This is a genomic window from Methylobacterium sp. (assembly GCF_019745455.1).
Taxonomy (GTDB): Bacteria; Pseudomonadota; Alphaproteobacteria; order Rhizobiales; family Beijerinckiaceae; genus Methylobacterium.
The window spans coordinates 1-25,810 of record NZ_JAIETD010000124.1; the positions used below are offsets into that span (position 1 = coordinate 1).

Annotated in this window: 24 protein-coding genes; 6 read left to right on the top strand and 18 right to left on the bottom strand. The window is 66.8% G+C overall.

What is annotated here, in order from left to right:
* Positions 1-985, top strand: a 985-nt coding sequence (locus K2Y56_RS21760; RefSeq protein WP_292512664.1) for a right-handed parallel beta-helix repeat-containing protein, incomplete at its 5' end; no start/stop codon positions are given.
* A gap of 3 nt (positions 986-988) precedes the next feature.
* Here K2Y56_RS21760 and K2Y56_RS21765 read toward each other — a convergent pair.
* The 11 genes from K2Y56_RS21765 to K2Y56_RS21815 all read right to left on the bottom strand — a co-directional run bounded on the left by K2Y56_RS21765 (position 989) and on the right by K2Y56_RS21815 (position 11,347).
* Positions 989-1,117 (bottom strand): hypothetical protein, encoded by a 129-nt coding sequence (locus K2Y56_RS21765; RefSeq protein WP_292512667.1) that lies wholly within the window; start codon positions 1,115-1,117, stop codon positions 989-991.
* Between the two features lie 97 nt (positions 1,118-1,214).
* Complete coding sequence (locus tag K2Y56_RS21770) at positions 1,215-2,747, bottom strand: acyl-CoA carboxylase subunit beta (protein ID WP_292512670.1); 1,533 nt, start codon at positions 2,745-2,747, stop codon at positions 1,215-1,217.
* Positions 2,748-2,857: 110 nt separating this feature from the next.
* Positions 2,858-3,400, bottom strand: coding sequence for a chlorite dismutase family protein (locus K2Y56_RS21775; protein WP_366849301.1), 543 nt, complete (start codon positions 3,398-3,400; stop codon positions 2,858-2,860).
* Positions 3,401-3,473: 73 nt separating this feature from the next.
* A complete protein-coding gene (locus tag K2Y56_RS21780; protein WP_292512676.1) occupies positions 3,474-4,304 on the bottom strand; it encodes an ATP12 family protein in 831 nt (276 codons plus the stop codon).
* Between the two features lie 49 nt (positions 4,305-4,353).
* Positions 4,354-5,016, bottom strand: coding sequence for an HAD-IA family hydrolase (locus K2Y56_RS21785; protein ID WP_292512679.1), 663 nt, complete (start codon positions 5,014-5,016; stop codon positions 4,354-4,356).
* Positions 5,017-5,065: 49 nt separating this feature from the next.
* A complete protein-coding gene (locus tag K2Y56_RS21790) occupies positions 5,066-5,569 on the bottom strand; it encodes a hypothetical protein (RefSeq protein ID WP_292512682.1) in 504 nt (167 codons plus the stop codon).
* 58 nt (positions 5,570-5,627) lie between these two features.
* Positions 5,628-7,043 carry an RluA family pseudouridine synthase gene (locus K2Y56_RS21795; protein ID WP_292512684.1) on the bottom strand — a complete coding sequence of 472 codons (1,416 nt, stop codon included), beginning with the start codon at positions 7,041-7,043 and terminating at the stop codon, positions 5,628-5,630.
* Between the two features lie 58 nt (positions 7,044-7,101).
* The gene (locus tag K2Y56_RS21800) at positions 7,102-8,349 is read right to left on the bottom strand and encodes an Hsp70 family protein (RefSeq protein WP_292512687.1); all 1,248 of its coding nucleotides are present in this window, start codon (positions 8,347-8,349) and stop codon (positions 7,102-7,104) included.
* Positions 8,350-8,407: 58 nt separating this feature from the next.
* A complete protein-coding gene (locus K2Y56_RS21805) occupies positions 8,408-8,956 on the bottom strand; it encodes a TerB family tellurite resistance protein (RefSeq protein ID WP_292512690.1) in 549 nt (182 codons plus the stop codon).
* Between the two features lie 212 nt (positions 8,957-9,168).
* On the bottom strand, positions 9,169-9,945 hold the full coding sequence (locus tag K2Y56_RS21810; protein WP_292512693.1) for a hypothetical protein: 777 nt from the start codon (positions 9,943-9,945) through the stop codon (positions 9,169-9,171).
* A gap of 85 nt (positions 9,946-10,030) precedes the next feature.
* Positions 10,031-11,347, bottom strand: coding sequence for a replication-associated recombination protein A (locus K2Y56_RS21815; protein WP_292512695.1), 1,317 nt, complete (start codon positions 11,345-11,347; stop codon positions 10,031-10,033).
* A 138-nt stretch (positions 11,348-11,485) separates the two neighbouring features.
* On the opposite strand from K2Y56_RS21815, the gene K2Y56_RS21820 reads away from it, so the two are divergent.
* On the top strand, positions 11,486-12,172 hold the full coding sequence (locus tag K2Y56_RS21820; RefSeq protein WP_292512698.1) for an intradiol ring-cleavage dioxygenase: 687 nt from the start codon (positions 11,486-11,488) through the stop codon (positions 12,170-12,172).
* Between the two features lie 144 nt (positions 12,173-12,316).
* On the opposite strand, the gene K2Y56_RS21825 is transcribed toward K2Y56_RS21820, so the two are convergent.
* The 5 genes from K2Y56_RS21825 to K2Y56_RS21845 all read right to left on the bottom strand — a co-directional run bounded on the left by K2Y56_RS21825 (position 12,317) and on the right by K2Y56_RS21845 (position 19,263).
* Positions 12,317-14,374, bottom strand: a complete 2,058-nt coding sequence (locus K2Y56_RS21825) for a TonB-dependent siderophore receptor (protein WP_292512700.1) — start codon at positions 14,372-14,374, stop codon at positions 12,317-12,319.
* Positions 14,375-15,311: 937 nt separating this feature from the next.
* The gene (locus K2Y56_RS21830; RefSeq protein WP_292512702.1) at positions 15,312-16,754 is read right to left on the bottom strand and encodes a Do family serine endopeptidase; all 1,443 of its coding nucleotides are present in this window, start codon (positions 16,752-16,754) and stop codon (positions 15,312-15,314) included.
* A gap of 138 nt (positions 16,755-16,892) precedes the next feature.
* Positions 16,893-17,441 carry a hypothetical protein gene (locus K2Y56_RS21835; protein WP_292512705.1) on the bottom strand — a complete coding sequence of 183 codons (549 nt, stop codon included), beginning with the start codon at positions 17,439-17,441 and terminating at the stop codon, positions 16,893-16,895.
* A gap of 140 nt (positions 17,442-17,581) precedes the next feature.
* Positions 17,582-17,944 (bottom strand): phasin, encoded by a 363-nt coding sequence (locus K2Y56_RS21840; protein ID WP_292512707.1) that lies wholly within the window; start codon positions 17,942-17,944, stop codon positions 17,582-17,584.
* 74 nt (positions 17,945-18,018) lie between these two features.
* Positions 18,019-19,263, bottom strand: coding sequence for a glycosyltransferase (locus tag K2Y56_RS21845; protein WP_292512710.1), 1,245 nt, complete (start codon positions 19,261-19,263; stop codon positions 18,019-18,021).
* A gap of 121 nt (positions 19,264-19,384) precedes the next feature.
* Between K2Y56_RS21845 and K2Y56_RS21850 the strand changes: the two genes are divergently transcribed.
* Positions 19,385-20,659, top strand: coding sequence for a glycosyltransferase family 4 protein (locus K2Y56_RS21850; protein WP_292512712.1), 1,275 nt, complete (start codon positions 19,385-19,387; stop codon positions 20,657-20,659).
* 92 nt (positions 20,660-20,751) lie between these two features.
* Positions 20,752-20,937 carry a hypothetical protein gene (locus K2Y56_RS21855; RefSeq protein ID WP_292512716.1) on the top strand — a complete coding sequence of 62 codons (186 nt, stop codon included), beginning with the start codon at positions 20,752-20,754 and terminating at the stop codon, positions 20,935-20,937.
* Between the two features lie 109 nt (positions 20,938-21,046).
* Here the strand turns inward: K2Y56_RS21855 and K2Y56_RS21860 are convergent, their stop codons facing one another.
* Both K2Y56_RS21860 and K2Y56_RS21865 read right to left on the bottom strand, forming a co-directional pair.
* Positions 21,047-22,729, bottom strand: a complete 1,683-nt coding sequence (locus K2Y56_RS21860) for an acyl-CoA dehydrogenase family protein (protein ID WP_292512719.1) — start codon at positions 22,727-22,729, stop codon at positions 21,047-21,049.
* A gap of 122 nt (positions 22,730-22,851) precedes the next feature.
* The gene (locus K2Y56_RS21865) at positions 22,852-23,730 is read right to left on the bottom strand and encodes a DMT family transporter (protein ID WP_292512722.1); all 879 of its coding nucleotides are present in this window, start codon (positions 23,728-23,730) and stop codon (positions 22,852-22,854) included.
* A 152-nt stretch (positions 23,731-23,882) separates the two neighbouring features.
* On the opposite strand from K2Y56_RS21865, the gene K2Y56_RS21870 reads away from it, so the two are divergent.
* Both K2Y56_RS21870 and K2Y56_RS21875 read left to right on the top strand, forming a co-directional pair.
* The gene (locus K2Y56_RS21870; protein ID WP_292512724.1) at positions 23,883-24,791 is read left to right on the top strand and encodes a YihY/virulence factor BrkB family protein; all 909 of its coding nucleotides are present in this window, start codon (positions 23,883-23,885) and stop codon (positions 24,789-24,791) included.
* 177 nt (positions 24,792-24,968) lie between these two features.
* Positions 24,969-25,790 carry a transglutaminase family protein gene (locus tag K2Y56_RS21875; RefSeq protein WP_292512728.1) on the top strand — a complete coding sequence of 274 codons (822 nt, stop codon included), beginning with the start codon at positions 24,969-24,971 and terminating at the stop codon, positions 25,788-25,790.
* Positions 25,791-25,810: the final 20 nt, after the last annotated feature.

Sequence of the window (25,810 nt, forward strand, 5' to 3'; positions counted from 1 at the left end):
CTTCCTTACCGTCACCGTCTGGGGGGCGGCCGCCCCAAGTCCTGCCCAGGCCCTGGCGCCACCCTGCGACGAGACCGCCCGCGCAAGGCTCCTCGCGCCTCCGGCTGCTGAAGACGATAATGTGTTCCTGACGTGCTCGATCCGGCTGCGTCCGGACGATCGCATCGAGCGGCGGATCGTGATCGAAAGCGCGTCCGCCTCCGGAATCGAACTCGATTGCGGCGGCGCCACTCTCGGGCGCACGGAGCCTGTGCCGAAATTCTATGAATTCGCCGTCGAGATCCGCTCGCGCCGTCCCGATCCGACAGTCGAGCGCTGGGAGCGGCCCAGCGGCGTCACCCTTCGCAACTGCCGTATACTCGGCAATATCAGGATCTGGGGAATGGGCCTCAACGGCCAGGGCGAGGCGGTGAAGGCCTCGTCGCGCCGCCTCGGCCATACCGAGCGGGCGCAGGCGGCAGCGCCCACACGGATCCGCATCCTCGATTCCCACCTGACAGCGCTCGGCTCGATCCCGCTCTATCTCGGCCCCGGCGTCACCGGCGTGACCCTGTCGGGCTCGACGCTCGACGGCACCTCGACTGCGGTGGGGCTCTATCTCGACGCCGAGAGCGGCGGGAACACCATCTCGGGTAATACCTTCTCGGTGGCGACGGACCGCGAGATGGTGGCGGTCGATGGATCGGCCCGCAACAGGATCGCCGATAACCGCTTCGTGCTCGGCTCCGGCGGCGGTATCCACCTCTACCGCAATTGCGGCGAGGGCGGCACGGTCCGGCACCAGACGCCCTCGGACAACCGCATCACCGGCAACAGCTTCCGCTACACCGGCCTGTGGCGTCCGGACCCCGTGAAGGTCGGATCGCGCGGCGGCTGGGGATGGACGATGAATTGCTCGGCCGATGCCGGCTATCCGTTCGGCAGCAGCCTCGACGACGACGACCATGCCACCGGCAACGTCGTCGAGGGCAATCGGACCGAGTAGCGCCTACTTCTTGGCCGCCTTCACCGCCGAGCTGACCATGTCCTTTGTCGAGGGCGCTGAGGCGTTCGTCTTCTGCACCGTCTTCTTCGGCTTCTTGGCCTCGCGGCTGCCGCGCTTGTTTTCCTGCGCCATGGTGCTCTCCTCGGTCTTCGTTGGGCGACGATGATGGCACGCCCCGCGAAAACCTCGGCATGGAAAATATCAGCGCCGGCCCGGTGACCCGTCCCGCTCAGAGCGGAATGTTGTCGTGCTTCTTCCAGGGCTGCTCCATCTCCTTGGTGCGCAGCATGCCAAGGGCCCTCGCAATCCGCTTTCGGGTTGAATGGGGCATGATCACCTCGTCGATATAGCCGCGCTCGGCCGCCACGAAGGGAGAGAGGAAGCGGTCCTCGTACTCGGCGGTGCGCTCGGCGATCTTGTCCGCGTCGCCGATCTCGCTGCGGAAGATGATCTCCACCGCGCCCTTGGCGCCCATCACGGCGATCTGGGCGGTGGGCCAGGCGTAGTTGATGTCGGCGCCGACGTGCTTGGAGGCCATCACGTCGTAGGTGCCGCCGAAGGCCTTGCGGGTGATGATCGTCACCAGCGGCACCGTCGCCTGGCTATAGGCGAACAAGAGCTTGGCGCCGTGCTTGATCAGGCCGCCATATTCCTGGGCCGTCCCCGGCAGGAAGCCCGGTACGTCGACGAAGGTGACGATCGGGATCGAGAAGGCGTCGCAGAAGCGCACGAACCGCGCTGCTTTTCGCGATGCATCCGAGTCGAGGACTCCGGCCAGCACCATCGGCTGGTTGGCGACGAAGCCGACCGTGCGGCCCTCGATGCGGCCGAAGCCGGTGATGATGTTGCGGGCGTAAGTGGCCTGGATCTCGAAGAAATCGCCCTCGTCGACGACCCGGCGGATCAGCTCGCCCATATCGTAGGGCTTGTTCGGGTTGTCGGGGATCAGGGTGTCGAGGGATTTGTCGAGCCGCAACGGGTCGTCGAAGCTCTCGATCTCCGGCACGCCGTCGATGTTGTTGGCCGGCAGGAAGTCGAGGAGGCGGCGGATCTGCAGGATCGCCTCGACGTCGTTCTCGAAGGAGCCGTCGGCGATCGACGACTTCGTGGTGTGGACCTTGGCGCCGCCGAGCTCCTCGGCGGTGACGACCTCGTTGGTGACGGTCTTCACCACGTCCGGTCCGGTGACGAACATATAGCTAGTGTCGCGCACCATGAAGATGAAATCGGTCATGGCCGGCGAATAGACGTCGCCGCCCGCGCAAGGGCCCATGATGACCGAGATCTGCGGGATCACGCCGGAGGCGGCGACGTTGCGCTTGAAGACCTCGCCGTAGCCGCCGAGCGCCGCGACGCCCTCTTGGATGCGGGCGCCGCCGGCATCGAAGATGCCGATGATCGGCGCGCGCATCTTCAGCGCCATGTCCTGGACCTTGACGATTTTCTGGGCGTGCGCCTCGGAGAGCGAACCGCCGAACACCGTGAAGTCCTTCGAGAACAGGAAGACGGTGCGGCCGTTGATCGTGCCCCAGCCGGTGACGACGCCGTCACCGGGGATCTTCTGCTTCTCCATCCCGAAATCGGAGGAGCGGTGCTGCACGAACATGTCGAATTCCTCGAACGACCCGTGGTCGAGGAGGAGCTCGATGCGCTCGCGCGCCGTCAGCTTGCCGCGCTTGTGCTGGGCGATGACGCGGTTCTCGCCGCCGCCGAGGCGCGCTTGGGCGCGCCGCTCCTCGAGCTTCTCGAGAATGTCCTTCATGCTGATCGGGCCTTGACGCTGGAGCGATGCCGCCGAAATTGTTCATGCTTGGCGGTTGTGGTCGAAACGCGCCTTAGCACGGGTGCCCGGACGCGAAAACGATTTTGAGATCAAGCGGCGCGCGCCAGCCGGATTTCGATCTCGCGGTCGACATAATTCCACTCCCGCGTCGCCCTCAGGCGATCGACGAGGCGATCGAAGGCCGGCGCGTCTTCCGGCGCGTATTCGAACCAGGTGAGGAAATCGAAGGGTTCGCCGAGGTCGCGGCTGTGGTGGAGCCGGCGCGCCACCGCCGGCAGGTAGTCGAGGCCGATGGCGGTGTGGTGCGAGGTCTCCTCGAAGATCTCCCGCCGTTCGTCCTGCGCCAGCGCCCACCAGGCCGCGTTCTTCCGGATCGGGATCAGCGCGGCGAGCGTCGCCCGCGGCCGGGCGAGGCCCTGCTGGACCGACCGCAACGTCTCCACCTCCGTCTTCGTCGCGTAACGGACGTTGCTTATGAAGCCGCGGAGGGTCCAGGCCGGCGACGTGATCGCGGTGTCGTCCGGCTCCCTTGCGACGGCGAGACTCTCGACTGCGCGAAGCCCCTCGCCCTTCACCGTCCGGCTCTCGACGACACGCCACGCCCCGCCGCTGCCGCCCGTGAAGGTGAAGATATCGACCATCGCTCACGATCCCCGGCGCGAAACTTCACGCCCGGCTTGCAGTTCGCGTGCCTGAAGCGCGGCGTTACGCCGATCCGGTTCCGGCGAGGGCGATCATCCGCGCGGCTGCTTCGAACTCGGCCCATCGCCCTGCCATCCGCGCCTCGGCCTCCTCGTCGCGGCCCCAGACCTCGGCCTGATAGGTCTCGTCCACATGGGCGGCGGCCCAGGCTTCCTCCGGTGTGAGACGGCCATGGACGACGGAGAGGGCGATGAGGAGCGAGCCGGTCAGGGTCGTCATCGTATGGGCCGCAGCGAGGCGGAACGGCCCCTCGATCGCCGCCACGGCCCGCTCCAGGGCCTCGACCGAGCGCTCCGGCTGATCGACGTGGCGGATCCCCTCGCTGAGGATGAAACGGGCGCCCAGGGCCTCGTGCGCCCAGTCGAGGACCGGGTCCCACGCCGCCGCCTGTGCGGCGACGAGACGTGCCGGATCGCCCGCCCGGTAGACGACGAGGTCGGTTCGGGCATAGGCGCAGAGGTCCTTGGCCACCTCGCCGAACCGCGGCGCCACCCCGTCGATGGCGGTGTTGGCGAGGCGGGTGAGCGGCATCGCAGCCGGGTCGATCACCTCGACCTGTGCCTCCCACTCCACGGCGACGGCGTTTGCGAGGGCTTCGGTCGAAACCGTCAGAGGCTGCTTTGCGGGCGTGTTGGCGGGCCGCCCGTCGAGAGTAAGACGGAACCCGCCCTCGGCAGGAGCGAAGCCGGCCTTGCCGTAGAACCGCTTCGGCAAGGCCGGGCGTCCGCCGGCGCGGACCGAACGGAGGGCATTCGCGGCGGAATCGGCCGGCGAGTGGGTGGGTTGGCCGAGCCAGTCGGCAAGTGTGTCGTCGCTAGGAGGATCGTCGCTCATGGGCGTCAGATAGTATGTTCGAGGAGGAGCTGCGAGCGTGGCACCAGCCTCAAACGGCCGGCATCCGGCCATTCAGCAGGGCGGCCAGGGCCCTCGCGTCGTCGGCGACCGTAACGGCGCCGGCCCCGAACAGGGCGCCGGGCCGATGATAGCCCCATGCGACACCCACCGCGACGACGCCCGCACTCACCGCCATCGCCATGTCATAGGTAGTGTCGCCGATCATCATCGTCGACGAGGGCTCGGCCCCGGCTTCCGCCATTGCCTGTTCCAGCATCGCCGGGTCGGGCTTCGAGGGAGCGTCGTCGGCGGTCTGGGTGGTGGCGAACCAGCCCTCCCAGCCATTGGCGGCGATGAGGTGCTCGACGCCGCGCCGTGACTTGCCGGTGGCGATCCCGAGTTGGAGGTCGTCGCGGGCATGAAGCCGGGCGAGAAGTTCGCCCATGCCGGGAAACAGCGGTTCCTCGTAGGAGGGATCGAGGCGAAGCGCGTTGAAGGCGCGCTTGTAGCTCTCGGCGAGGCTCTCGACCGGGCCTGCCTCCCCGACGAGGCGCCGGAAGGCCTGGGGCAGCGACAGTCCGACCACCGAGAGCGCCTCGCGCCGCTCGGGGGTGGGCAGGCCGTGCTCGGTGAAGGCCACGCTCTGCGCGGCGACGATCAGGTGCTGGCTGTCGACGAGCGTGCCGTCGACATCGAAGACCACGAGCCTCACCGGACGAACCGACCGGCGGACGAGGCTGCGATGGATAAAGCGGGTTCCGTCACGGCTGGCGAGCCGGTTGCTGCGGGGCGGGAGGCACCCTCGGCCGCTCGTAGCCGAGCTTGCACCGGACAAGGAAGCGCCGCCGTGCGCCGCCGCGCAGGCCGCGATTATGGGATTGCCGGTTGCAGGCGGCATAGGAGTTTCGCCGCCGTCTCTCCGACCGCGTCGCGGCCGGCGGCTTCGCTGCCCCAGCAGACTGGGTGGCGGGAGCCTGTGCTGCCGGAGGCTGCGGCGCTGGCGAGGGCTGCGGTGCCGGACTGGGTGGCACCGGCGCTGGCGGCGGAGCGGCCTGTGCCGCAGGAGCCTTGCCCGCCGGGCCAGTACCTTGAGCGAGGGCGCCTGCGATCCCGAGCGCGACCGCCAGAAGGCCGCAGGACAGGGCAAGGCCGAGCACGCGCGAGGGGCTGGTCGTCGAGGTCGGTCGATACATTTCTGCTCCGCCACAGGCCCGCGGCGACGGGTTCTTGCCCGCGCCCATGGTCACCGAGGAAGGATAAGGCATGCGGGCCGATTGCCAAGCATGTTCCGGTCAAGACCCTCCGCACCGGCTGCGGCGAAGTTCACGCCTCCGGAGCTTCGACGATCGGGTCGTACCGGCTCGCATCGAAGCCGAGCAGGTTCCAGCTCTGGGCCATGTGCGGCGGCAGCGGCGCCGTCACGTCGATGGGCTGACCCGTGCGTGGATGCGGGATCACGATCCGCCGCGCCAGCAGATGCAGGCGGTTCTGGATGCCGCCGGGCAATTCCCAATTCTCGACGCTGAAATATTTCGGATCGCCGACGATCGGGTGGCCGATATGGGCCGCATGGGCGCGCAACTGGTGAGTGCGGCCGGTGACCGGCTTCAGGGACAGCCAGGACAGCTTCTGAGCGGCGTTGTCGACCATCGCGTAGTAGGTCAGGGCGTGGGACGCGCCCTCGTCGCCGTGCTTGGCGACGCGCATTCGTGCATCCGCATCGGTCGGCTCTTCCTTGGCGAGGTAGGTCGAAATCCGGCCCTGGTGGACGCGGGGGACGCCGGCGGTCAGCGCCCAATAGACCTTGCGGGCCGCGCGCGAGCGGAAGCTCTTGGATAGCGTCGCGGCAGCGAGACGGGTCTTGGCGACGATGATGCAGCCGGCGGTGTCCTTGTCGAGGCGGTGGACGAGGCGCGGCTTCTGCCCGTCGGGACCCGTCAGCGCCTCGAGCATCCCGTCGAGATGGCGGACCGTGCCCGAGCCGCCCTGGACCGCGAGGCCGAACGGCTTGTTGAGCACCATCATCTCGGCATCCTCGTAGAGGACGATCGAGCGCAGGAAGGCGGAATCACTGGCGTCGCGGTCGAGGCCACGCGGGCGCTCCGGCACCGGATCGAGCTTGAGTGGCGGCACGCGCACGCTCGATCCCGGCTCCAGCCGGTCGTTGGGCTTGGCGCGCTTGCCGTCGACCCGCAATTCGCCCTTGCGGACGATGCTCTGGACGCGGGCGAAGGGCAGCTGCGGGAACCGTGTCGTCAGGAACCGGTCGATCCGCATCCCGGCCTCGTCCGCCTCCACCGTCAGGGTCTGGACGCCGGAGGCGAGGGTCGCGGAGGCGGCAGCGCGCTGCTCGCGGCGGGTCGGGCCTTCCGTTGCCGGCTCCGGCGCGGTGGCGGCGGAACGGCGCGGACGAGGCGCATCCGAGTCGGATGAATCTCGTGGGGTGCGGGTGCGCGGAGCCCTGGCCGGGCGGTTCTCCGCCTCGGCCACGGGATCGGGCGCGTCACCCGGGCGCCACGGGGCGCGCTTGGCCGAGTCGTCGCCGCGGACCTGGGCCGCTCTCTGGGCGGCATCGAGTGCGCTGGTGCGCGGGCCGGTGCGCTCGCGCTCCGGGCGGCGGAAGGCATCAGCCCGGCCCGGTTTGCCCGGACGGAACGGTTTGGCGCCACGGGCGGCGCCGGGCGCCTTGCCGGGGCCTTTGCGCCCTGGGCCGCCGCGTGAAGGGGGTCTTGTGGTCATGGCCGCTCGTAACACCCGTGTCGCGACTCGGCAAAGCCGGACCGGCTGGTCTTCACTATCACGCGGCCCGGCGCGCCGCCTCGATCGTCAACCCGGTTCCCACCGATCCGAATGTGTCGCCGTCGACGACACGCGCCCGCGGCACGCCCGCGACGAGGGCGGCTCGCACATGCGGCAGGCCGGTGGAGCCTCCGGTGAGGAACAGGGCGTCGATCCGATCCGCGGCGAGCCCGGCCTGTGCGAGGCAGCGGCCGATCCGCTCGGCGATGCGCCGGCTCAGCTCGCCGGTCTGGGCGACGAGGCCGGTCCGATCGAGGTCGGCTGCGAGACTCGGCTCGACCCAATCGAGATCGACGCCGCCCCTCCCCGTCTCCGAGGCCGCGATCTTGGCGCCCTCGACCTCCATCGCCAGCGAATGGCCGCGCTCGGCCTCGATGACCGTGTAGAGCCGGTCGATCAGGTCGGGCCTTTGCGCGTCTCTACGGACCTCCTCGACCTCGCGAAGCGTCTTGGCGTTGTAGAGCCGGTTGATGCTCGACCAGGTGGCGAGATCGTGGAAATACGAGGTCGGCACGTCGAGGTCGGGCCGTTTCATCGGGCTGCCGAGGCCGAGAAGCGGCATCACCGTGCCGAGGCTGAGGCGCCTGTCGAAATCGGTGCCGCCGATCCTGACGCCATCATTGGCGAGGATGTCGCCGGCGCGGTCGGCTTTTGCGTGCCGCTCCGGCGAGAGCCGCACGATCGAGAAGTCCGAGGTGCCGCCGCCGATATCGGCGATCAGCGCGATCTCCTCCGCGCGGACCTGCCGCTCGTAATCGAGGGCGGCGGCGATCGGCTCGAACTGGAACGAGACTTCGGCGAATCCGATGCTCCTGGCGATCTCGCGCAGGGCGTCCTCGGCGCGGGCGTCTCCTTCGGGATCGCCATCGACGAAATGGACCGGGCGGCCATGGACGACGGTGTCGAGGCTCGTGTCCGCCGCCGCTTCGGCCCGCGCCTTCACGACGGCGAGATAGCGGGCGATGACGTCGCGAAAGCGGATGCGTTCGCGCCCGACTGGCGTCGTCTCTTCGAGGAGCGAGGAGCCGAGCACTGATTTCAGGCTTCGCATCAGCCGCCCCGGCGTGCCCTCGACATAGGCCGCCATCGCTGCCCGCCCGACGAGCGCCTGCCGACCCGGTTCGAAAAAGATTGCGCTGGGGATCGTGAGATTGGCGCCCTCCAGAGGCACCAAAGCCGGCCGAGGCCCGGCGGCGAGGCCCAGGGTGGTGTTGGACGTGCCGAAATCGAGGCCACAGGCCGCCATGAAGGGTCTCCGGAGGAAAGCGGGCCCCCTACAGGCTCGGCCGCGTCCGGTCCACCGCTCAGCCGTCGGATCGGTTCGCTTTCAACGTCGTGACGGACGAGATGAGGCGGCGCTTCAGCCGGACCAATGCCTCTCCCTGCAAGTCGCTTGCCGGGGAATGGGCGCTGGCGACGGCGCTCAGCATCTCCACGAGGTGGAGTCGTTCGGGCTCGGTGAGTTTCTCCCGCAGGAGCGGCAGCAACTCGTCCGCCACCAGGGAGAAGGGCCGCCGGTGCTCGGTATAGCCCCAGGCACGATCGTAGAAGGCCGTCACCTGCTCGATCTCGAGCGGGTCCTCCATGAAGGACAGGATGCTCGCTTTCTCTGCGGCCGTGATCGGGCTGCCGGTGCGCACGAGTTGGATCATCAGGATCACGGCGGCGAGGCGTACGTCGCGCACGCGCCTCAATGGCGTGCCGATGATGTCCTGCAATGTCGATTTCGCTCGCGCCTGCAGGCCCTTGGTGTCGCGATCGACCTCTCGCAGGGACTGCACCGTACCGTGCGCCCGAATGACGAAGAACAGGACCGCGGCGACCATGCCGAGCACACCGAGAATGATCACCATGCGGTTCACTTCTCCCGCTGAGTAAGGGCCATCCGTCGATCGACGGCTGGGCCAAGGCTTTGTGCTGAATGCAGACTTGGTGCTGGATGGCGCATGGTCGAGTCCAGCCCGTCCGCCGGGCCGGAGAACAGGCCCCGTCATCCCGGCCGCGGCCGGCCGTGGGAACGCGCCGCTCACCTCCCCCATGAGACATTGTTCCGATACCGGCGCAATCAGAAGATGTAGATTTGCACGTCACCCCGTTTGAAGGTCCATTCCTCGTCGTCGAGGGTTGGAGGATTGAGCTTGTGGGCCGCCGCGGCCTGCTCGACGACGGCTTGCACGTCGCTGAGGATGGGAAGCTTGGCGGATTTCGCGACGATGAGGACGTTGCCCGCCCGGCGCTCGCCGCTCAGTTGCGGCACGATCTCGTTGAGATCTGTATTCGTCGCAGAACTCTGGAAGCCGCGCTTCAGGAACTCCGCCGCCATGGCGTCGCCCGCAGCCTTCTGCGCCGTCCCGGTGCGATAGAAGACCAGGATCGCGTATTTCGAATTTCGCGCGAACCGGTCCGAGATCTCTTGGATCTTGTTCAATTCGACGCTCGGCTTCGCCCGCGCGTCGGGCGCGGAGGCGGGGCTGGCGCCGTCGAGCCGGCTCTGATGCTCGCCGAGCAGCTTGCTCTGCTCGGCGACGATTCGCTTCTGTTCCTCGATGTCGGAGCCGAGCTTGGCGATCTGCTTTGTGTAATCCACCGTCGCCTGCTTGAGCTCGTCCCGCGTCACCTCCAGCCCGGTTGCGCTGAGCTTGAAGTTCCGGATTCCCTGGTCGGACAGCAGCAGCAGCGCGGCGCCGGCGATCAGCATTGCCGTCAGCGAACTCGCTTCCAGCGGGCGACGCCAGACGAGGACGGCCGCCGTCATGATGAGGACGACGCCGACGATTGGCAGAACGAGCCCGAGATTCAGCACGGCGGCACCCACATCGATCAATTCGATCTGAGGTTGCATCGATTCGGCTCGCTGCCACAAGCACGATTTAATGGCGGCCTCGCTTCCCGGAGCCCGACGAACCTATTCGAGTTGCCGCGGAGGATTACTCCCCCTCGCCGCGGCGTTGCCGGCGCAACCTCTCCCAATGGGCAAGGCGATCGCCGTAACGGCTCTCCATGCCGCGATCGGTCGGCTCGTAGAGATGCTGGCGCCCGAGGGCTTCGGGCCAGTAATCCTGGCCCGAGAAGGCATCCGGCTCGTCGTGGTCGTAGCGGTAGCCCTCCCCGTAGCCGATCTTCCGCATCAGCTTCGTCGAGCCGTTGAGGATGGTGCGCGGCGGCGGCAGCGAGCCGTTCTCCTTGGCGACCTTCATGGCCGCCTTGTAGGCGGTGTAGACCGCGTTCGATTTCGGCGCGCAGGCGAGATAGACGGTGACCTGCGCGAGCGCCAATTCGCCCTCGGGCGAGCCGAGGAAATCGAAGGCGTCCTTGGCGGCGGTGGCGACGACCAGTGCCTGCGGGTCGGCGAGCCCGATATCCTCCACCGCCATCCTGACGAGGCGGCGGGCTATGAAGAGCCGGTCCTCGCCGCCGTCGAGCATGCGGCAGAGATAGTAGAGCGCCGCGTCGGGGTCTGAGCCGCGCACGGTCTTATGCAGGGCGCTGATGAGGTTGTAATGGCCCTCCTGACTCTTGTCGTAGATTGGCGCCCGCCGCTGGATGATCGCCTGCAACTCCTCGGCGCCGAAGATCTCCTCCGGTTTCGCCGAGCGCCACACCTCCTCGGCCAGGGTGAGCGAGGCGCGCCCATCCCCGTCGGCCATGCGCACGAGGACGCCGCGGGCATCCTCGTCGAGGGGCAGCGGCTTACCCGTCAGCGCCTCTGCCCGGGACAACAGCCGGGCGATGGCGGCCTCGTCGAGGGCCCGGAACAACAGGACGCGTGCGCGAGAGAGCAGGGCCGCGTTGAGTTCGAAGGACGGGTTCTCGGTGGTGGCGCCGACGAGGGTCACGGTGCCATCCTCCATCACGGGGAGGAAGGCGTCGAGCTGGGCCCGGTTGAAGCGATGGATCTCGTCGACGAAGAGCAAGGTCCCCTGCCCTGCCGCGCGGCGGCCGCGGGCGGCCTCGAACACCTTCTTGAGGTCGGCGATGCCGGAGAAGATCGCCGAGATCTGCTCGAAATGCAGGTCGGTCTCGTGGGCGAGGAGGCGCGCCACCGTGGTCTTGCCGGTGCCGGGCGGCCCCCAGAAGATCAGCGAGCCGAAGGCCTTGCCGGCGAGCAGCCGGGTCAGCGCCCCGTCCGACCCGGTCAGGTGCTCCTGGCCGACGACCTCCGCGAGATTCTGCGGGCGCAGCCGGTCGGCGAGAGGTCGTGGGGCGGCGTTCTGGAGGCCGGCGGAGGCGAAGAGGTCGGACATGCCGCGCATCAAGACCCGGAGGGCGGCGGGCCGCAACTGCCAAAGTGCGACGATCCCCTTGCGGTCGAATATCGCGGTTCGATGCGGGCCGGATCGCTGTAGGATCTCGCCTTCACCGGCTGCGAGGGTGCCTTATCGATGACGATCCGTCCCGGGCTCTCCCGTCGCGCCGCGCTCGTCGGCCTGTCCACGACCCCCGCTCTTGTCTTCGCGACGGCGCAAGCGGCCTCGCCGGAGCCCGGCACCTGCCGACTCACCCCCAAATCGATCGAAGGGCCGTTCTATCTCGATCCACGACTGGTCCGGTCCGAACTTGGCGAGGGACGCCCCGGCATGCCGCTGCGGCTGAACCTGCGCATCGTCGAGGCCGGCGCCTGTACGCCCATTCGCGGCGCCCGCGTCGACGTCTGGCATGCGGACGCGCAGGGGCTCTATTCCGGCTACGAGGGACAGGGCGACCGGCGCCGGATCTCGACGGCCGGCCAGGCCTTCCTGCGCGGCACGCAGGTCAGCGATGGGGCGGGTGCCGTCGCCTTCGAGACGATCTATCCGGGCTGGTATCCGGGGCGGGCGACCCACGTCCATTTCAAGGTCTTCATGGATTCCCGGACCCTGGTCACCGGCCAGATGTATTTTCCCGACGAGGTCAACGAGGCCGTCTATCGAGAGGCGGCCTACGGAAACCGGGCCTTCAGACGAGACACACTCAACGCCACCGACGTCTTCGCCCGATCCGAGGACCCGCAACGCCTCGGCTTTTGCACGATGATGAGGGAGGGCGGCCGGCATCTGGCGAGCCTCACGATCGCGGTGCAAGGTCGATAGTGGATGAGCTTGAGGTCAAGTCGACCATTTACGACAGGCGAGTATACGATGGTCCGCTTCGGAATTGGCGGACCAACGAAGCGGGGCCAATAGCAAGCCAAGCGTGAGTTTCAGCGAGGGATTACTTTTGTCCAGCAATGCAACTTAAAATCGAGCCGAGACACCACCCAGGATGGTTCGTGGCGCACCTGGCGTAGCATACCGGTTCTGGAAAGCGCGGTCATAATGGGTTGTATCCAAGAGGTTGTCGACATTGAGGTAAATTCGCACGTCCTGCGCAATCCAGTAGTACGACATCAAGTTGAAGACTGTGTATTCTGGTAGGCGAAAAGTCGAGATCGCAGTCCCTGCCACACGCTTCCCGACATGCGTTACGCCGCCGCCGAGTCCAAGTCCGCGGAGCTCGGCGTTCTGAAACTCGTAGACACTCTGCAAGGCAAAGCTGTCGGCGGGGATATTCGCGATCCGCGTCCCCGCGGGTAGCGTGTTGTCGCGCGTGACGGCGGCATTGGCATGGGTGTAGGTGCCGAACACTCTCCAGCCCGGTGCCAGATAGCCTGCTGCGGTTGGGTCGAAGCCACGGCTGCGTACCTCGCCAGCTGCAACGCTGAAGTTCGGATCCGTTGCATCGACGGTGAGGACGTTGGTTCGCCGTATATCGAACACGGCCGCGGTGGCGCTCAAGAGTCCGTCCAGCAGGCTGAATTTGGCGCCCGCTTCGTAGCCCTCGCCTTGCTCGAAGGCAAAGGGGCGTCCCGCGCGATCCGTGCCGGTATTCGGACGGAAGGAGCGGCCATAACTTCCATATAGCGAGACAGCATCGGTGAGATCGTAGACGAGGCCGAAACGCGGGGTCGCGACCGTCTGCTGCAGGCTCGTGGTTCGGCCGTTACGATAGTCAGTTGATACGAGGCCTATATCTTCAACGCGTACGCCGACGAGCGCGTGAAGTCTCACGGTGATATCGACTTGGTCCTGAATAAAGCCGCCATAGGCCTGAGTGTTCTGGAGGAAGTTGGTGATCGTGCCGAGCGGCGGGAGCGTAGACTGCCCGTAGCGGGGGGTCAGCAGGTCGAGGACGAAAGGACTGGCGTTTGCGTTCGAGCGTTGGAATTTCTCCCGGTAGCGATAGCTGTCGTACTCGAACCCCATCAGCAGAGTGTGACGGAAGACACCGGTCTCGAACTTTCCAGCGATGTTGAGCTGCAGGTCGAAATCGGACCAAGTCAGGTCACGGCGCTCGAAGGTGCGCCGCAGGGTCCGGGCGTCGCCGAGTACGTTCACTGCGCCCGCACCGTCGCCGAAGATACGGCCGGCGAGTGCCTGCACGCCCGCGCTCACCATCCAGTCCGGGTTTAGTCGATGCTCAATACGGAGTTGCCCGAGCGCATTGTCGTTGCGGACCGGCGCAACGCCGGGTTCGCCGATGAAGCGGTTGCGCACCACGGTACGCAGGTTGCCGTTGATGGGTACGATACCGCGGTCGAAGGTCGCCTCGGTACTGACCATTTCGCCTTCAAGCGTGATCGTGGTGTCGGCTGACGGCTTCCAGGCGATAGCCGGCGCGACGTAGTAGCGGTCACTGCGTACGAAATCGCGGAAACTACCGTTGTCCTCGACCGCCCCCGCTACGCGGGCGAGCACCCGGCCCTCCTGATCCAGGGCACCCGTGGCATCAAAGGTGGCGCGCCTCTTGTTGAAGCCGCCGTACTGTGTTGCGATCGCGAGAGATCGTTCTGCCATCGGCTGCTTGGTGACGATATTGAAAGTGCCGCCCGGATCACCACGGCCGTAGAGAAAGGCCGACGGGCCCTTCAAGACCTCAATACGCTCGATCGAGACGATGTCAGGCGAGTTCGGAAAGCCACGGTTCACGGGGAAGCCGTTGCGGTAATACTCACCTGTGGAGAAGCCGCGTATAGTGAATTCCGTCAGACCGAGACCTGCAAAATTGTTTGCTCGTCCGACGCCCGCGAGATCAAGCGCAGTATCGACCCGCGTTGCGGCGGCGTCCCTCAAGACGTGGTCCGGTACAACGACCACCGTTTGCGGCACCTCCCGAAGGGGTGTGTCGGTGCGGGTGGCACTGAGGCTGTCTCGAGCAAGATAGCCGTCTACCTTACTTGTTGATTTACCATTTCCGGTGATTGCCAGCTCTTCGAGATTTACCTCTTGGGACGCGTCAGCCGCGATCTGTGCCATGGCGGAACTTGGCCCGATGCCGATCAGAGAGCTAAATTGTGGCACAAGCGCGAGAGCAGCCGAAACCACAAATGTGCTTAACCGACTCTTGTTCATTTTGAATTCAGGCACGGGCGACGACCAAATTGAATTAGGATTCGTCCGTTACGATCCGAAAATGCATTTGGTCAATATTGCGCGACTGATAATAAAGGGACCAGATTTTCAATTGTTACAGACTACCTCATAAAAAATTTGGAAATGCTATAAACTGATTTATGTTAAAATCGAAATGTTGCGCATGAACCACCGGTATGAATGGGGCAGGAAGTGTTTGCTGCGCGCTCGATAATCTGACGCCGCCCCTCGAAATTGAATTCATTCAATCCTAAGGGTTGAAATGAGTGGGATGTGATTTCTGTCATGGTTCAGATCTCGAATCGAACGGCTGGAACTTCCGCTATGGAGCTGTCGCGTGTGCCGCCTGCGCTGCAGCATCAGTTCGAAGCCGCGGATTCTATCTTCGATGGTGCAGGATCGAACGATGTTGGTCTGCTCCTGGGTGGGTGATCAGCCAAGCGGTTACCGATCGGCCATCGCTCGTCTCGGCTCTAGGCGGTACATTGCTCTTGTCCGACAGTATCGAGCCTGCACTCTGAACTGCCTTTACTAAGTGGGTTTCCCCGCATCCCGCATGCTTGCCGATGGCGTCCATTCTCCAGAAGCGCCGCGTGGCACGATCGCGGCGAGCGTCAATGGGGCAGCGCGGTGCTGGCTGAGGGTGGCAACGGCCGCATTCATTTTTTAAAGGGCGCGCGACTGTGGCGACCGGTTTAGAACGCCCCTTGCCTGTTCGTGACGCTCCACGAACTCGGCATGAAGGCGCAGCAGCCGCCATATCTTGGCAAAACTTGCAACCACGGCTGGACTAAAGTTTTGTAGAGCCAGGGCTGAACCCTCACCCGCCGAACACCGAGGTCAGCACCGTGCCGCCGCGGTTGATCGAGACCTCCCAGGCGCTGAAGCTCGTGCGGGTCAGCTTTTCGACGTCCTTGGTGGCGCTCACCGGAGTGCCGTTGATCGCCAGGACGACGTCGCCCTTCTGGAGGCCGGCGCGATTGGCAAATGACCCGTCGTCGACGCTGGCAATGGCCACGCCTTCGACCGGAAAATCGACCTGTAGCTCTTCGGCCAGGGCCGGCGACGTGTTGACCAGCGTCGCGCCCATGAACGGCGACCGCGTCCGGATCTTGAGGGCGTCTCGCGGGCGGGTCTCGGGGGCCGGCCCGAGCTTGACCGCGACCGTCGAGCGCGTGGTGCCACGCTGGATACCGAACTTGGCGCTGCCGCTCAGCCCCTTCAGGGCGAAGCGGTAGCCGAAGGCTTCGGGATCGTCGACCACCTTGCCGTCGATGGTCAGGATGAGGTCGCCGCGCTTGAGGCCCGCCTCCTCGGCCGGGCTCTTCGGCTGCAGGCTCGCCACCAGCACGCCGGTTGGATGGTCGAGCTCCATGCTCTCGGCGATGTCCGGCGTCACGCTCTGGACACGCGCTCCGAGCCAGGGGCGGCGCACGGTGGAGGCGCCGGCCTTTGCGGTCTCCACGACCGCGTGGACCATGCTGGCGGGAATGGCGAAGCCGATGCCGTGGCTGCCGCCCGATTGCGAGTAGATGGCGGTGTTGATGCCGACCAGCCGTCCCTGCAGGTCGACGAGGGCACCGCCCGAATTGCCCGGATTGATCGCCGCATCGGTCTGAATGAAGAACTGGTAGTCCGACGATCCGACCTGGGTGCGCGCGAGCGCCGAGACGATGCCCTGAGTCACGGTCTGGCCGACGCCGAAGGGATTTCCGATCGCCATCACGAAATCGCCGACCTCCAGGGTGTCGGCGTCGCCGAAGGGCATCGGCACCAGGCCGGCCGGCGGCGTCTTGATCTTGACGACGGCGAGATCCGTACGGGGATCGCGCAACACGATGGTCGCCTCGAATTCGCGCCGGTCGGCGAGCGCGATGCGGACCTCGTTCATGTTGTCGATGACGTGGTTGTTGGTGATGACGAGGCCGCTTTCGTCGACGACGACCCCGGAACCCAGTGAACGCTGGGCGCGCTCGCCCGGCGCGCCGCGGCCGCCGCGCGATCCGTCCTCGCCGAAGAACCGGCGCATGAACTCGTCCATGGCATTGCGGCTGGCGCCGCGCTTCTCCACCTGGGAGGCGTAGACGTTCACCACAGCGGGCGCTGCACGTTTCACCACCGGTGCGAAGGAGAGCTGGACCTGCGCCCTGCCCTGCGGCGCTACCTTCTCGGGCGCCACGTCGGGCGTTTTCATGATCTGCGCCGAGGCCATATCAGGGCTCAGCGAGACCAGCAGCGCGACGAGCAGGGCGGAACGGCGCATCGAGATCTCCGGAAACCGATGACGGTCGCGAGCGTGCCGATCCTGTTCGAAGGATTCGCGGCACCGACGGACCGTCTTGTCCGATTATCTAGCTCTGCCGAGTCTCCGACGCGAGGGGGGAGGTTTCGCCAAAAGGCGTCAGGCTGCCGCTGCCCGACCGAAATGGCCAGCGATCCGGCCCATGCAGGTGAGAGAGGCGTCCGCCGCCCGCTGCATCTCGTCGAGGTGAAGGCGGATCGCATCCGCCGGAGATCGCACCGCCGCCAAGGCACGCCAATGCGCGAGAGCTGCGATCCCCTCGTTGAGCAGGAAAACCTGCAGCGTCGCGCTGGCAGCAGCGAGGTCGGCGGGGACCAGGGAAGGTGGTTTTCGCGACGCCTGCGCGACCACGAGCGGGATCTCGCTTGGCGGAGGAAGGGAATGCTCGGCCGCCCTCGGCTCAGGGCTTAGGAACGGATGGGAAAGATCCTCGGCCACGTGCTCGGCATCGGCTGGGAGATCCGCCGAGATGGCCGACACGACCGGCTCGGCGAGGGCCTCCTCGACTGTATCCAGCGTCTGGTCCGGGGCGGGTCCCGCCGTCGGTCCTCGAGCATCGTCCCTCGGCGTTGCCGTCTCGGGTATCGCGGCGGCGACCGGGGACTGGCGTCGGCGGCTCGAAGACCGCTTGGTCTGACGTTTCACCATTCGGCCTGTCTCCTTCCAGGATCGGCGCTGTGCCGTCGCGGCCGAACGAAGCGTAGAGTCGCGGCCGAGCCGTCATCGCGGAATGGCCGCTATCGGCCACTCCGACCCATGCTTGACCGCTTGACGGTCAGGCTTAGCAATCAGGCCCGGGGCTGAACCGCGGTCTGAGCGAGCGCGCCGAAATCCTTGGCTTGGCTCTGCATCGCGGCCATCTGGCTCTTCAGGAACTCGGTCTGGAGGGTGAAGGCCTCCTTGAGATCGCGGGTCCGCACGAGCTTCTGAGCGAAATCGAAGGTCGCCTCGGCGTTCTGCTGGACGTGATCGAGCCCCTTGGCGAAGGCGCCCTCCATCGAGCTCTGCAGCGTCTTCGAGGAGGCCTGGAACTGCTCGTTCGCCTTCACGGCGTTGCCCAGCATGGTACCGACGGCGTTGCGCGCCTGATCGACGCTCTTCTCCGCGAAATCACGCATTTCGGTGGGGATCTCGAAAGTCGGGGCGTTCATCACTGTCCTCCAAGTGGGGATGCAGACCAATTTGCTGCATCACGGAAGAACTATGTTGCAACGCAATATAAGTGTCAAGGGCTCGTCGACTCGGCAATGCCGAGCATTGATCCATCGCCTGTGACGAATTCGTAGAGTGATTTCAGCTTTTCGGCATGGCGTGCGGCGGACATCGGTGCCGCCCAGTACCGTGCATGGGCTGCGCGGCCTAGACGATTCGTGAGGTCGTCCCGAGCGAATTCAGTCATCGCGGACGCGACGGACGTGGTTTCCGGTTCGACGACGAAGCCGGTCACCCCGTCAAGAACCGCCGCGGCAGCCCCCGAGCGATTCGAGGCGATGACGGGGATGCCGGCGGCCAGCGATTCGTAGACGGTCAGTGGCCCGGTCTCGAACCATCGCGAAGGCGCGACCAGCGCCCGTGCCCGGCGTCTGAGGATCGCCGCGACGGCGTCGGGAGACTGCCATCCCATGACCTCGACCTGAGGCATCGCGCGCAAGGACTCTTCCAGGGGACCGGCCCCGATGAAGAGCGCCCGCATGCCGGCTTTGGCCGCGGCCTCGGCCACGAGGTCCGCCCCTTTTTCGCGAGTCAGGCGCCCGACATACGCGAAACAATCGCCTCGTGCCGGCTCCGACGGCGCTCCCTCGGGGCTGGCGACCGGGTTGTCGATCCGGTGATGGAAGAGATTCATGCCGCCGAGGAGATCGCCCATGCGATGCCGGCTGGCATCGCAGACATGGACGACATCGAGCCGGCGATCCCCGATGGCGCCGCGCGTGGCGAGGGACCGGCCGACCCGCACGAGTTTATGCAGGCGACCCTGGCTGTCGCAGGGGGTTGCGATGCATCCGGCCGAAAGAGGGGTCTTCGTGCAGGGATGATCCAAGTCGAACCGGTAGTAGACGCCGTTCGGACAGGCGAGGAAGTAGTCGTGCAGCGTCACCACCACCGGCACGCCGCGCTTCAGCAGGACGGGAAAGACACTGGGCGAAAGGCTGCGCGTCCATTGATGGACGTGGATGCAGTCGGGCGGCCGGCCGAGGCCGTCGAGGGCTGCGGTCAGGCGCTTCGCCGAGCCTCCGTCCCAGATGCCGCTGACCGCCGCCTCGAGGCGCGGACGGCTCCAGATATCGCGATGACCCAACCCGATCCTGGCGATCCGCGGATGGATGAGGAGCGGGTCCGCAGGCCCCGTTATGCCCTGGATGAACGTGACGTCGACGCCTGCCTCGGCGAGCGCACGGGCGGATTCCACCGCGACCTTCTCGGCTCCTCCGCTCGCCACCGCGAATTCGGCCAGGACGACGACGTGCATGAGTCGGGACGGCTCCGATGACGTCTTCGCGACGGGGCGAAGCGCTTCCCCAAGTTTACGGGCGATCAACGCACGGATGGTAAAGATCGCAGGTCAGTACGCGCGATGAAGGCCGGACCCCATGCATGTCGTCCTCGTCGCAGACCATGCGTTCATCAATGGCGGCCAGGCCAAGGTCGCGATCGACGAGGCGCTGGGCCTTGCCGCCCGCGGCAACCGGGTGACCCTGTTCGCCGCCGTCGGCCCGGCCGATCCGCGCCTGGAGGCCGCCGGCATCCGCGTCGTCTGCCTCGGTCAGGACGACGTCTCGACCGCCCGCAATCCCCTTGTCTTCGCCGCTCAGGCAATCTGGAACCGCACGGCCGCGCGCCGGCTCGCTGCTGAATTGTGCCTTTGCGATCCGCGCGACACAATCGTCCACGTCCACGCCTTCGCCAAGGCTTTGTCCCCCTCGATCGGCGTCAGCCTGCGGCGCTCAGGGCTGCCGCTGCTCTACACGATGCACGAGTTCTTCCTCGTCTGCCCCAATGGCGGATTCTACGAGTATCCGGCCGAGCGCATCTGTCACCGAAGGCCGATGTCTCTCGATTGCATGACGACAAACTGCGATGCGCGAAGCTACCCGCGCAAGGTCCTGCGCCTGGTGCGCCATGCAGGGCTCGATCATGTCGCCGGCCTGCGCGCCCTGTTCTCGCGCATCGTGACGATCAGCGAACTGCAGGAGCGGGTCGTGGCGCCCTACCTGCCGGCCGGTACCAGCTTTCACCGTATCGACAACCCGATCGCCGTCGAGCGGATGCCGCGTCGTGAAGGCTTGCCAGGCGACTTCCTGTTCGTCGGCCGGATCTCCACCGAGAAGGGCGCGCCCATCTTCGCCGAAGCGGCCCGGCTCGCGGGCGTCCGCCCCGTCTTCATCGGCGATGGACCGCAGCGCGAGAGTGTCGCGGCACGCTATCCCGAAGCGGTGATGCTTGGATGGAAGGGGCCGGCGGAGGTCTCGGAGGCCATGCGGCAGGCCCGCGCCCTCGTCTTCCCGAGCGTCTGGTACGAGGGCCAGCCGCTCACCGTCTACGAGGCCCTGGCCTGTGGCACGCCGGTGATCGTCAGCGACGAATGCGCTGGCCGGGAGGCGGTGGAGGACGGCGCGAACGGGTTCTGGTTCCGCACCGGGAATGCCGAGGCCCTGGCCGCCCACTTGCGTCGGCTATCCGATGACGACGTCGCCAGCCGCATGGGACAGGCGGCCCATGACCGCTATTGGGCCAAGCCCTTGACCCTCGATGCGCATCTCGACCGGCTCATAGACGTCTACGAGGTGGTGAGACGCGAAGCCTCCGCTCTCCCGGCACCGCGCACGAGGTCTCCCCGGCCGCGGTCTGCCGTCCCAGTGTCGTGAGACCGGCGCTCGGCGGAAACCCCGGCACTCTCCCGCGTTGACCCTCCGAAGCCGCGGGCACCTCGTGTCCGGGCGGGACGAGGAGAGGCTCCATGCCACCAGAGACGACGACCAAGATTGAGGCGGACGAGAAGCCCGGATTTCGTCAGGGGGGCGCGACGCCGACCGACGACCAGAGGCCCGAGAACGATCAGGCTCGGTTGAACGAGCGCCTCGACGACGCCGTCGAGGAGACTTTTCCCGCAAGCGATCCGGTCTCGGTGAAGATCACAAAGTGATCGGGACCGCGCGGTGATCGCGCGCGGGTCCTGACCCTTTCAATGGAAGGAGCCGGGGCGATGACCGCCCCGGCTTCTTCGTTCCCGACCCGGTCCGCGAGGGAAACGCTTATGCCGTCTCGAGCAGGCGGCGGGCGATGACCTGGGCCTGGATCTCGGCCGCACCCTCGAAGATCGAGAGGATGCGGGCGTCGCAGAGCACGCGGCTGATCTGGTATTCGAGGGCGAAGCCGTTGCCGCCATGGATCTGCAGGGCGTTGTCGGCCGAGGCCCAGGCGACGCGCGCGCCGAGCAGCTTGGCCATCCCGGCCTCGAGGTCGCAGCGCTTGCCCTCGTCCTTCTCGCGGGCGGAGAAGTAGGTGAGCTGGCGGGCGATGTTGATCTCCACCGCCATCATGGCGATCTTGTCGGCGACGCGCGGGAAGTTGATCAGCGCCTTGCCGAACTGCACTCGCTCCTCGGCATAGCGCAGGCCGAGATCGAGGGCGTTCTGCGCCACGCCGACGGCGCGGGCCGCGGTCTGGATGCGGGCCGACTCGAAGGTCTGCATGAGCTGGGCGAAACCCTTGCCCTCGACCTCGCCGAGCAGATTGCCGGCCGGGACTTCGAAATTGTCGAAGGCGAGCTCGTATTCCTTCATGCCGCGATAGCCGAGGACGTGGATCTCGCCGCCCGACAGGCCCTTGACCGGGAACGGCTCCTCGTCGGTGCCGCGCGGCTTCTCGGCGATGAGGAGCGAGAGGCCCCTATGGCCCTTCTCCTCGGGCTTGGTGCGCACGAGGCAGGTCATGATGTCGGCGCGCACGGGGTGCGTGATCCAGGTCTTGTTGCCCGAGATCTTCCAGACGTCGCCGTCCTTGACGGCCTTGGTGCGGAGCGAGGCGAGATCCGAACCGGTATTCGGCTCGGTGAAGACGGCCGTGGGGAGCGTGTCGCCAGACGCGATGCCGGGCAGGAAGCGGTGCTTCTGCTCCTCGGTGCCTCCGCACAGGATAAGCTCGGCGGCGATCTCCGAGCGGGTGCCGAGGGAGCCGACGCCGATATAGGCGCGGGACAATTCCTCGGAGACCACGCACATCGAGATCTTGGGCAGGCCCATCCCGCCGTATTCCTCGGGGATCGTCAGCCCGAAGACGCCGAGCTCGGCCATCTTGGTAACGATCTCCATCGGGATGTAGGCGTTCTCGCTGTGCCACTCGTGGGCATGCGGCACGACCTCGGCGAGGCCGAACCGGCGCATCTCGGAGCGGATCGCCTCCATGTCCTCGTCGAGGCCGGACTTGCCGATGGTGGCCGAGCCGCCGTTGTCGCGGATGCGGGCGACGAGAGCGGCACGGTTCTCCGGGGTGTTGCCCTCGGCGATCAGGGTCTCGACGGCGTCGTTCCGGAACTTGGCGACTTCGCGGGTCGATAGGCCGAGGGAGCCGGTCGGGCGCACCATCTCGCCCTGACTCATCGGAATCCCCGAGAACATCTGGTCGAGGTACTCGCCGAGTCCGATCTTCACGAGGAGTGCCTCGGTCTCGCCGAACTCCCCGGTCTCGGTGAGGCGGGCGGCATAGGCACCGAGCTCGCGCACACCCTCCCCATAGGTGGCGAGCCAGGCGAGCCCGTGCGTCGCGTGCTGCTCGGCTTCCATCTTCTCGGCCGAGATCTTGCCCTCGCTCGACAGGATCCGTGTGCGGACCCGGCGGGTCGCCTCGGCGACGAGGCCCTTGGCGGCCTCTCCCGCCTCGCGGGCCAGGGTGACGAGATCCCGGGGTTCGGTCGTGACGGCGGGCGATGCGGACATCGGGGCGCTTCCTTCGCAAGAATGATATCTTGCCGGTCAATATAGGCAGGATCGGCGCCACTGTAGAGCCGTGACGCCGCAGCTGGGCTGAATCGGCGTGGTATATTTCATAAAGCCGAAGATTAGGCGCGGCTCGCCACTGCGACACCGGCTGCGGCGACGACCATGCCGGCGATCTGGATTGGGATCAGCGCCTCGCCGAACAGGGCATAGGCCATCAGCGCCGAGACCGGCGGGACCAGGAAGAGCAGCGAGGCGACCCCCGCTACGGCGCCGCGCCGGATCAGCAGCATCAGGAGCAGGATGCCCGCCACCGAGTTGATGAGGACCGAATAGGCGAGGCCGAACCAGAGCGGCGCCGTCGCGTCGAAGCGGCCGTCTCCGAAGGCGAGAGCCACGGGAACAGCGAGAAACGTCGCGCCGACGAACTGGACGGTGGCGTTGCCGAGCAGGTCGACATTGGCGGCACGGCTCTTCTGCCAGAGCGTGCCGAGGGTCATGGCGGCCATGGCGGCGAGGCAGGCGCCGAGGGCGAGAATGGGGATGCCGGCCTCACCAGCAACCCCGACCTTCGGCGCCAGCACCAGGAGCGTCCCGGCAAATCCGAGGGCGATTCCGAACCAGCGGCGCCGGCTGACTTCCTCCCCGAGGAGCGGCCGTGCCAGCATCGCGGTGAGCAACGGCTGAAGGCTTCCGATCAGGGCGGCAATGCCGGCCGGCAGGCCATTCTTGATCGACCAGAATACCCCGATGACGTAGATGCCCTGCATCAGAAGCCCGGACACCAGCGCATCGCGCCACTCGGTGCGGCCGCTGGGCCAGCGCGCGCCGAGAACCTGACCGAGGGCGGCCAGGACCAACGCGACGAGAGCGACCCGAATGGCCACGAAGGTCAGCGGCTCGGCATGGGGAGCGACGAAGCGGGCGGCGACGAAGCCCGTCGCCCAGATCAGGACGAACAATCCGTTGATCGCAGCGCGGGTCGCGGGGGCATGGGGCATCACGGCGATGCAGGCATCACAGCGCCCGCTCCAAGACAACCCAGGCAGACGCAATCCCGGTCCGCTGACCGCTTTTCTCGCCGGTGCGTTGCAAGGGTGCCGTGCCTTGCGTTTAGAAGGCGTCCAGCACTCGAAGGAAACCGCCCCTGACCGTGACCCGCCTGCGTACCAGCCTCGGCATCGCGGCTATCGCCGCCCAACGCTTCGTCCTTCATGACGGCTGGGCGATCGCGAGCCACATCGCCCTCTCGATGCTGACCTCGCTGTTCCCGTTCCTGATCCTGCTCGCGGCCCTGGCCGGCCTGTTTGGCACCAAGTCGCTCGCCGACGAAGCGGGCGTGTTGATCTTCGAGGCCTGGCCGCGGGAGGTCGCCAAGCCGATCGTCGGGGAGATGCACCGGGTGCTCACCGAGCAGCGCGGCGGAATCCTCACGATCGGCGCCGTGCTCGCCCTCTACTTCTCGTCATCTGGGGTCGAGAGCCTGAGGGTGGGGCTCAACCGGGCCTATGGCCTGCGCGAGACACGGCCGTGGTGGCTGACACGGCTCGAATCGATCGGCTACGTCGTCTGCGGCGCCTGCGCGATGCTGGCCTTCGCCCTCCTCGTGGTGCTCGGACCCCTGATCTGGCGGAACCTCATCAAGTTCGTGCCGGGGCTGGAGCCGCTCGGCCTCACCGTCGCCATCGGCCGGATCGGCATCACCGCGACCCTGATCGCCGCAGTCCTGGTGATCGCCCACAAATTCGTCGCTGCCGGACGGCGCTCCCTCGTCGCCGTGCTGCCGGGAGTCGCGGTGACGCTGCTCCTGTGGTTCCTCGCCGGCCTCGGCTTCGGCTTCTACCTCGACCGCTTCTCCGGCGCCTATGCCTCGACCTATGGCGGCCTCGCTACCGCCATGGTGTTCCTCGTGTTCCTGTACTGGCTCGCCGCGATGTTCCTGTTCGGCGGCGAGATCAATGGCACCGTCATTGCAGCGCGCCGCAGACGCCTTCAGGTGCGGATGCAGGAAAAGCGAGACAGGGCGCAAGCGACGGTGCGGGAAACGGCGGCGCCTCTTTGAGGTGTCCGCCGGCTCGTCCGGAGGGGTTGCGGGTTTCAGGATGGAGCGGGCGTGGCGTCGGGTCGCGCGGCCCTCGGTATCCTGCCATCCGGCTGTGACCTCAGCGGCCTATCGTGTCCGAGTCGGCGCAGGCATGAGGCAGGCGGGTCGTCACGAGGGCGGGCGAGGGGTGACGGCATGCGGATCAAGTTCGGTTGCGAGATGGGCTACGAGCTCGCCTACCAGACTCCGTTGATCGCCCGGCTGACCTCCCATCCCGAATGTCGGGGCACCTTGACCTCCCCCGACACCCTGGCCGCCGATCCCGGGACAGAGGTCGAGACCTTCCTCGATCCATTCGGCAACCGCTGTGCCCGGCTGGTGGCCGCGGCCGGCCCGCTTACCCTTCGGGTCGAAGCCGAGATGGAGGATGACGGTGATCCGGACCCCGTCGTCGCCGACGCCGTCCAGCATGCGGTGGAGGATCTCCCGCCCGAGACCCTGCCCTTCCTCGTCGCCAGCCGCTATTGCGAATCCGACCTTCTCTCCGACGAGGCTTGGCGGCTGTTCGCCGACACGCCGGCGGGCTGGGGACGCGTCCAGGCGGTGTGCGACTACGTCCACGACCACATCGCCTTCGGTTACGATTATTCGCGGGTCGACCGTACCGCCACGGACGCCCTGGCGGTCGGCCGGGGCGTCTGCCGCGACTACGCCCATCTCAGCGTCGCCTTCTGCCGAGCGCTCAATATCCCGACGCGCTACTGCACCGGCTATCTCAGCTTCATCGGCGAGCCCGAGCCGCATCCGCCGGGCGACTTCGCCGCCTGGATCGAGGTCTATCTCGGCGGCGCCTGGCACACCTTCGATCCGCGCAACAACGCCCCCCGACGCGGCCGCATCCTGGTCGCCCGAGGGCGGGACGCCGCGGACGTGCCGCTCACCCACACCTTCGGACTGAACCGGCTGACCTTGTTCAGGGTCTGGGCCGAGGAGGCCGAGGCAGCCGCCGCGACGTAGGACACGTCTGGAGGCATTTC

What these genes read in the sequence shown, in the direction of transcription:
- K2Y56_RS21765 (WP_292512667.1), bottom strand. Translation starts at nt 1,117, where the DNA reads ATGGCGCAGGAAAACAAGCGCGGCAGCCGCGAGGCCAAGAAGCCGAAG.
- K2Y56_RS21770 (WP_292512670.1), bottom strand. Translation starts at nt 2,747, where the DNA reads ATGAAGGACATTCTCGAGAAGCTCGAGGAGCGGCGCGCCCAAGCGCGC.
- K2Y56_RS21780 (WP_292512676.1), bottom strand. Translation starts at nt 4,304, where the DNA reads ATGAGCGACGATCCTCCTAGCGACGACACACTTGCCGACTGGCTCGGC.
- K2Y56_RS21790 (WP_292512682.1), bottom strand. Translation starts at nt 5,569, where the DNA reads ATGCCTTATCCTTCCTCGGTGACCATGGGCGCGGGCAAGAACCCGTCG.
- K2Y56_RS21795 (WP_292512684.1), bottom strand. Translation starts at nt 7,043, where the DNA reads ATGACCACAAGACCCCCTTCACGCGGCGGCCCAGGGCGCAAAGGCCCC.
- K2Y56_RS21800 (WP_292512687.1), bottom strand. Translation starts at nt 8,349, where the DNA reads ATGGCGGCCTGTGGCCTCGATTTCGGCACGTCCAACACCACCCTGGGC.
- K2Y56_RS21805 (WP_292512690.1), bottom strand. Translation starts at nt 8,956, where the DNA reads ATGGTGATCATTCTCGGTGTGCTCGGCATGGTCGCCGCGGTCCTGTTC.
- K2Y56_RS21810 (WP_292512693.1), bottom strand. Translation starts at nt 9,945, where the DNA reads ATGCAACCTCAGATCGAATTGATCGATGTGGGTGCCGCCGTGCTGAAT.
- K2Y56_RS21815 (WP_292512695.1), bottom strand. Translation starts at nt 11,347, where the DNA reads ATGTCCGACCTCTTCGCCTCCGCCGGCCTCCAGAACGCCGCCCCACGA.
- K2Y56_RS21820 (WP_292512698.1), top strand. Translation starts at nt 11,486, where the DNA reads ATGACGATCCGTCCCGGGCTCTCCCGTCGCGCCGCGCTCGTCGGCCTG.
- K2Y56_RS21825 (WP_292512700.1), bottom strand. Translation starts at nt 14,374, where the DNA reads ATGGCACAGATCGCGGCTGACGCGTCCCAAGAGGTAAATCTCGAAGAG.
- K2Y56_RS21830 (WP_292512702.1), bottom strand. Translation starts at nt 16,754, where the DNA reads ATGCGCCGTTCCGCCCTGCTCGTCGCGCTGCTGGTCTCGCTGAGCCCT.
- K2Y56_RS21835 (WP_292512705.1), bottom strand. Translation starts at nt 17,441, where the DNA reads ATGGTGAAACGTCAGACCAAGCGGTCTTCGAGCCGCCGACGCCAGTCC.
- K2Y56_RS21840 (WP_292512707.1), bottom strand. Translation starts at nt 17,944, where the DNA reads ATGAACGCCCCGACTTTCGAGATCCCCACCGAAATGCGTGATTTCGCG.
- K2Y56_RS21845 (WP_292512710.1), bottom strand. Translation starts at nt 19,263, where the DNA reads ATGCACGTCGTCGTCCTGGCCGAATTCGCGGTGGCGAGCGGAGGAGCC.
- K2Y56_RS21850 (WP_292512712.1), top strand. Translation starts at nt 19,385, where the DNA reads ATGCATGTCGTCCTCGTCGCAGACCATGCGTTCATCAATGGCGGCCAG.
- K2Y56_RS21855 (WP_292512716.1), top strand. Translation starts at nt 20,752, where the DNA reads ATGCCACCAGAGACGACGACCAAGATTGAGGCGGACGAGAAGCCCGGA.
- K2Y56_RS21860 (WP_292512719.1), bottom strand. Translation starts at nt 22,729, where the DNA reads ATGTCCGCATCGCCCGCCGTCACGACCGAACCCCGGGATCTCGTCACC.
- K2Y56_RS21865 (WP_292512722.1), bottom strand. Translation starts at nt 23,730, where the DNA reads ATGCCCCATGCCCCCGCGACCCGCGCTGCGATCAACGGATTGTTCGTC.
- K2Y56_RS21875 (WP_292512728.1), top strand. Translation starts at nt 24,969, where the DNA reads ATGCGGATCAAGTTCGGTTGCGAGATGGGCTACGAGCTCGCCTACCAG.